General features: G+C 70.1%; 1 protein-coding gene. It reads left to right on the forward strand.

All coding sequences use genetic code 11. The features are described from left to right. Positions 1-1,417: alpha-amylase family protein (locus KYY02_RS33555; RefSeq protein ID WP_371244841.1), on the forward strand; the 1,417-nt coding region annotated here is incomplete at both ends.

The following is a 1,417-nucleotide window of genomic DNA, read 5'->3' on the forward strand; positions in this document are numbered from 1 at the left end:
CCCGGCTGGCGGCGGCGTTGACGCCGGAGGTGGAGGCGGTGCTGGCCCGGTGTCCGCTGCGGGAGCTGGTCACCAGCAGCGACCCGCTGCCGCTGCTGGTGGAACGCGAGCGGGCCCTGTACGGCGCCTGGTACGAGTTCTTCCCCCGCTCCGAGGGCACCCCGCAGCGGCCGCACGGCACCTTCGACACCGCCGCCCGCCGCCTGCCCGCGATCGCCGCGATGGGTTTCGACGTCGTCTACCTCCCGCCCGTCCACCCGATCGGCACCACCCACCGCAAGGGCCCCAACAACACCCTCGACGCCGGCCCCGACGACGTCGGCGTGCCCTGGGCCATCGGCTCCCCCGAGGGCGGCCACGACGCCGTCCACCCGGACCTGGGCACCCTGGAGGACTTCACCCGCTTCGTCGCCCGCGCCGGCGAACTCGGCCTGGAAGTCGCCCTCGACTTCGCCCTGCAGTGCTCCCCCGACCACCCCTGGGTCCACAAGCACCCCGAGTGGTTCCACCACCGCCCCGACGGCTCCATCGCCCACGCGGAGAACCCGCCCAAGAAGTACCAGGACATCTACCCCATCGCCTTCGACGCCGACCTCGACGGCCTGGTCGCCGAGACCTGCCGCGTCCTGCGCCACTGGATGGCGGCGGGGGTGCGGATCTTCCGGGTCGACAACCCGCACACCAAGCCCGTCGTCTTCTGGGAACGGGTGATCGGCGAGATCAACGCCGCCGACCCCGACGTGATCTTCCTGGCGGAGGCCTTCACCCGCCCCGCGATGATGCACACCCTGGCCCAGATCGGCTTCCAGCAGTCCTACACCTACTTCACCTGGCGCAACAGCAAACAGGAACTGACCGAGTACCTGACCGAACTGTCGGGAGAGGCCGCCTCCTACATGCGGCCCAACCTCTTCGCCAACACCCCCGACATCCTGCACGCCTACCTCCAGCACGGCGGACGGCCCGCCTTCGAGGTCCGCGCCGTCCTGGCCGCCACCCTCTCCCCCACCTGGGGCATCTACAGCGGCTACGAACTGTGCGAGAACACCCCCCTGCGCGAGGGAAGCGAGGAATACCTCGACAGCGAGAAGTACCAGCTCAGACCCCGCGACTGGGAGACCGCCGAACGCGAGGGCCGCACCATCACCCCCCTCATCACCCGGCTCAACACCATCCGGCGCGAGAACCCGGCCCTGCGGCAGCTGCGCGACCTCCACTTCCACCACGCCGACAAGGAGGAGGTCATCGCGTACTCGAAGCGGCGGGGTTCGAACACGGTTCTGGTGGTCGCCAACCTCGACCCCCACCACACCCAGGAGGCCACGGTCTCGTTGGACATGCCGCAACTCGGCCTGGACCGGCACGAGTCGGCACCGGTGCGCGACGAGCTCACCGGCGAGACCTATCAATGGGGCAG

Source organism: Streptomyces pimonensis, from assembly GCF_041380215.1.
Taxonomy (GTDB): Bacteria; Actinomycetota; Actinomycetes; order Streptomycetales; family Streptomycetaceae; genus Streptomyces; species Streptomyces pimonensis.